The organism is Frankia sp. CgJB1 (genome assembly GCF_977947065.1).
This window is the reverse complement of the sequence record NZ_CDWTNB010000021.1, coordinates 1-4,143: the sequence shown is the minus strand read 5'-3', so window position 1 is coordinate 4,143 and position 4,143 is coordinate 1. Positions and strand designations below refer to the sequence as shown.

Genomic DNA, 4,143 nt, shown 5'->3' with positions numbered 1-4,143 from the left:
GCTCACCGGCGTGGAGGTCGAGGTGGTCGACGTCGACGGATCTCCGCGGGGGCCACTGGACTTCGTGCTCTACGAACCTCCGCTGCTCACGGCCGGGCAGAGCTTGCCGGACCGGGAGGACCCGACCTCCGCGCCCGGCCCGGGCGAGAACGGCGCCCCCGTCCGCCGGTCGGTGACCGCCGAGTCCGCGGACCTGCTGGCGGACCTCGTCGCGGACGGTGTGCACACCCTGGTCTTCGTCCGCTCGCGACGGGCCGCCGAGGTGGTGGCGGTGACTGCCCGCCGCGAACTCGGTCGGATCGCTGCAGACCTCGCCGACCGGGTGGCGGCGTATCGGGCGGGCTACCTGCCGGAGGAGCGACGGGCCCTGGAGGAGGATCTCCGCTCGGGCGCCCTGCTCGGGGCGGCCGCGACGCCGGCACTCGAGCTCGGGGTGGACATCAGCGGGCTGGACGCCACCGTCACCGCCGGTTTTCCTGGCACGCTCGCCTCGCTCTGGCAGCAGGCCGGGCGCGCCGGGCGGGATGGCCGGCGATCGCTGGCCGTGTTGGTCGCCCGGGACGATCCGCTTGACACCTACCTGGTGCATCATCCCGAAGCCGTCTTCGGACGGCCGGTGGAGGCCAGCGTCTTCGACCCCGACAATCCCTACGTGCTTGCTCCGCACCTGGAGTGCGCCGCGGCCGAGTTGGCGCTGACCGAGGCGGATCTGGCGTTGTTCGGACCGACCGCTGCGTTCGCCGTCGACGACCTGGTCCGCCGAGGACGGCTGCGCCGCCGGCCCACGGGCTGGTTCTGGACGCAACGGGCCCGGCCGGATGTGGACATCCGAGGGGCGGGAGGACCACCGGTTCGCATCGTCGAAGCGCGGACCGGCTGGCTCCTGGGCACCGTGGACGCCGCGACCTCGCACACGACGGTGCACGCTGGCGCGGTCTATCTTCACCAGGGATCGAGCTTCGTGGTCGAGGACCTCGACCTCGAGGAATCCGTCGCGTTCGTATGCGAGTCGACGCCGGAATGGACGACCACCGCGCGTGACCACACCGACATCAGGGTGGTGGAGTCGTCGCGATCCCGGGTGCTGCCCGACGTGGAGGTGCACCTCGGCGTGGTCGAGGTCACCAGCCAGGTCGTCGGATACCAGCGGCGGCTGATCGCGACGGGCGAGGTGCTCGGGCAGGAGCCTCTCGATCTGCCGCCGCGTCAGCTGCGAACTCGGGCCGTCTGGTACACGCTGTCCGACGACCTGCTTGCCCGAGCCGCGATCGAGCCGGCGGACGTCCCCGGCGCCGTCCACGCCGCCGAACACGCGGCGATCGGTCTGCTCCCGCTGTTCGCGACCTGTGACCGTTGGGACATCGGCGGTGTCTCGACCGCGCGCCATCCGGACACCGAACGCACCAGCGTCTTCGTCTACGACGGACACGCCGGCGGGGCGGGTTTCGCCGAACGGGGATTTCTCCGAATCGGTGCCTGGCTGGCTGCGACCCGGGACGCGATCGAAGCGTGTGAGTGCCCGGCGGGGTGCCCGTCGTGCGTCCAGTCGCCCAAATGCGGAAATGGCAATGAGCCGCTCGATAAGGCGGCTGCCTGGCGGCTCCTCGCCGCGGTGACCGCCATGATCGGCTAGCCCCGTGACCACTTCGCCGCGGCGTGGTTCCCCCGCGACCGGACCCGGGTATGTCGGCCAGATCGGCTTTTCTCCGTCGTTTATGCCAACGTCCATGGTTTTGGAGGTCTCGGTGGTAACCGTCGGTTTCGTGCTGTTGCTGGTGGCTGGAGTTCTCACCGCGGATCTCGTGTTGGAGAACAGCGGCCACACCGATGTCCTGATCATGGGGCAGATGCTCTCGTTCGACATCTGGGGCCTGTTCGTCCTCGGCCTGGTAACGGGAGTGCTGGTAGCGGCCGGCGTGCAGCTCTTCCTGCAGGGCCTCGCGCGGGATCGCCGCCGCCACCGGATGGAACGCCAGCGCGCCCGGGAGATGGAGGCGCTGGTGCGTTCCGCGCCAGCCGCGCCCGCCACCAGCGCCCCCCGGTCCGTCGAAGCCGACACCGGCGGGGCACGAACCCGGACGGCCCCGCCCCAGGCGCGTCCGGCGGCCGCTCCGATGCCCGCGACTGCTCCCACTGCAGCGTCCTCGGGCCAGATCATCACCCATCCCCACCGGGGCGACCGGATCGTCGCCCGCGTCGCTGATCTGCGGCGCCGTGACAGTGGCGGTGATGCGGCGAGTGGCGCCGCCCAACCTCGCGAGGGCATCCGTTCCGGAACCGGGTCGTCCACGCCGACTGGGAAGTAGACACCCTCCGCTCCTCCCCACGGCCCGGCACGGGCACGGGCGGACAGCTCCGGGAGCGGGCCGAGTACCGCCGGTAGGCGCGCGAGGACCGTCACCTCGACGGCGTTGCCGTTGACCCGGCAGGCCGCCAGCCGCGCCCCGTTGGCTGCGCTGACCTCGTCGGCCCGCGCGCACATCGTCCGCTGGTTGGTGGGCGGCATCGCTGCGGCCGCGAGGGCGGCGAGATCCGCCGCTCCAGCGGCCCGCTGCCGGACCGTGCTGATCACCGTCACGGTGAACGCGACGCTCACCAGCGAGAGCAGCGCGAACAGGACGGCCAGCAGCCATACCGTCGCGGACCCTGCATCGGGGGCCGCGGCGGACGGCGCTACCCCCGGCGTGACGGTCGGCAGCGTCCTCAGCCGGCGCGTCCCGCTCACGACGCCATCCGGGCCGGGCATCCGGTGGGGGCATCGGACGGAAGATCGGCCGTCGCTTCGACGGGGGTGACGGCCCGCGCCGCCACCTCGATGCCGGGAACCAGCCGGCTGACGCCGATGCCACCGACGTGCACCGACACCTGTACCTCGAGCCGACCCGCGCCACGGTGCAGCGTCACGGTGGAGCCGACGGGTGCCGCCTGGATCACCACGGTATGCACGGCCGAATCCGGCTCCCCCCTGGCAGCCAAGCGGGCGCCGATGCGTGCCGCGTCGGCGCATCGGGCCTGGGCTGCGACGGCACCGAGCATCCAGGCGGCCAGGAAGAAGACGACGAACAGTGAGGGCAGGCCGATCGCGAGCTCGGCGGTGGCCTGGCCGCGGTCCGGCCCGCGGACGGATCTCCCACGTCGACGGGTCACCGGCCGCGGCGGCCGCTGGGAGGAGCGCACAGGCATCACGGCCGCGCTCAGAACGCCACGGTCAGCGCGCGCTGCACCACCGAGGAGACCAGCGACCGGGTCGCGGAGCTTGACACCACCGCGTAGAGGACGCCGGCGAACGCCACGGCCGCAAGCGTGCCGACCGCGTACTCGGCGGTGGACATGCCGTGGTCGCGGGCCTGGACGGCCGGGCGCCACACGCTGAGGAGCCGCCGGGACACCGGCCATCGTGACAGGCGTCGGCACGAGGAGCGGGCTGCCAGGAACATGAGAACTACCTCCGGGACAGGGGAGGATCGGGATCGAGCGATGGGTCAGGCCTGGATGCTCGGCGCCGCGGTGGCAGCTGGATGATCGGGACTTCAGGCCGGCAACAGCGCGGGGACGGATCCGAGGACCATGGGGACCACTCCGAGCAGGAGAAAAGCGGGAAGGAAGCACAGGCCCAGGGGCGCGACCGCCAGGACACCTGCCCGACGAGCCGCGGCGATGCTCGCCGCGTGGGCTTCGTCCCTGGCACGATCGGCCAGTCGGGTGAGAGTGGCGGCGAGCTTCGCCCCGGACGTCTCCGCGCGATCGAGCGCCATGATCGCTGCTCGCACCATCCTGGCCCGCCGGGATGGCGGGGTCACGCGTCCGCGGCGAGCCCATCCGGGCAACCGGTCGGTGAGCTGGGGAGCATGACTCGCGGCCATCAGTCGCTCGCAGGCGGCGCCCACCGTGGCGCCCGCCGCGAGTGCATCGCCTACGGAGCACAGTTCCGCGCCCAACACACCACCGGTGGCGGCGCCGACGGCCCGCACCGCCGACACGATGGTCCCCCCGCTGCGCAGACACGCCGCGATCAGGTCCAGCGCCAGGGGAAAGTCGGCGAGGAACCGGTCGTGCCCCGCGGCGGAGGTCGGGGGCGCGACGCCCGTTGCATCCACGGCTACCGGCTCTCCCCGTCGCTCCACGCCGTCCGCCAAGGGATAG

Annotated in this window: 5 protein-coding genes and 1 pseudogene; 2 read left to right on the top strand and 4 right to left on the bottom strand. The window is 72.4% G+C overall.

Going from position 1 to position 4,143, the window contains the following annotated elements:
- The coding region (locus AC08OT_RS04460) for a Zn-binding domain-containing protein (RefSeq protein ID WP_476602555.1) at window positions 1-1,633 on the top strand (1,633 nt) is incomplete at its 5' end.
- 112 nt (window positions 1,634-1,745) lie between these two features.
- Window positions 1,746-2,306, top strand: coding sequence for a hypothetical protein (locus AC08OT_RS04455; RefSeq protein ID WP_476591786.1), 561 nt, complete (start codon window positions 1,746-1,748; stop codon window positions 2,304-2,306).
- A gap of 32 nt (window positions 2,307-2,338) precedes the next feature.
- On the opposite strand, the pseudogene AC08OT_RS04450 reads toward AC08OT_RS04455, so the two are convergent.
- From AC08OT_RS04450 to AC08OT_RS04435, 4 genes and pseudogenes are all read right to left on the bottom strand, one after another.
- Window positions 2,339-2,746 (bottom strand): annotated as a pseudogene (locus AC08OT_RS04450) (Rv3654c family TadE-like protein); the annotation flags it as partial.
- On the bottom strand, window positions 2,722-3,183 hold the full coding sequence (locus AC08OT_RS04445; RefSeq protein ID WP_462202813.1) for a TadE family type IV pilus minor pilin: 462 nt from the start codon (window positions 3,181-3,183) through the stop codon (window positions 2,722-2,724). The gene AC08OT_RS04445 and the pseudogene AC08OT_RS04450, both read right to left, overlap by 25 nt.
- An 11-nt stretch (window positions 3,184-3,194) precedes the next feature.
- A complete protein-coding gene (locus AC08OT_RS04440; protein ID WP_023840725.1) occupies window positions 3,195-3,437 on the bottom strand; it encodes a DUF4244 domain-containing protein in 243 nt (80 codons plus the stop codon).
- Window positions 3,438-3,530: 93 nt separating this feature from the next.
- Window positions 3,531-4,143, bottom strand: a 613-nt coding sequence (locus AC08OT_RS04435) for a type II secretion system F family protein (protein ID WP_476602554.1), incomplete at its 5' end; no start/stop codon positions are given.

Bases quoted from the DNA above. Each gene is read 5' to 3' on its own strand.
- AC08OT_RS04445 (WP_462202813.1), bottom strand. From the start codon at position 3,183: ATGCCTGTGCGCTCCTCCCAGCGGCCGCCGCGGCCGGTGACCCGTCGA.
- AC08OT_RS04440 (WP_023840725.1), bottom strand. From the start codon at position 3,437: ATGTTCCTGGCAGCCCGCTCCTCGTGCCGACGCCTGTCACGATGGCCG.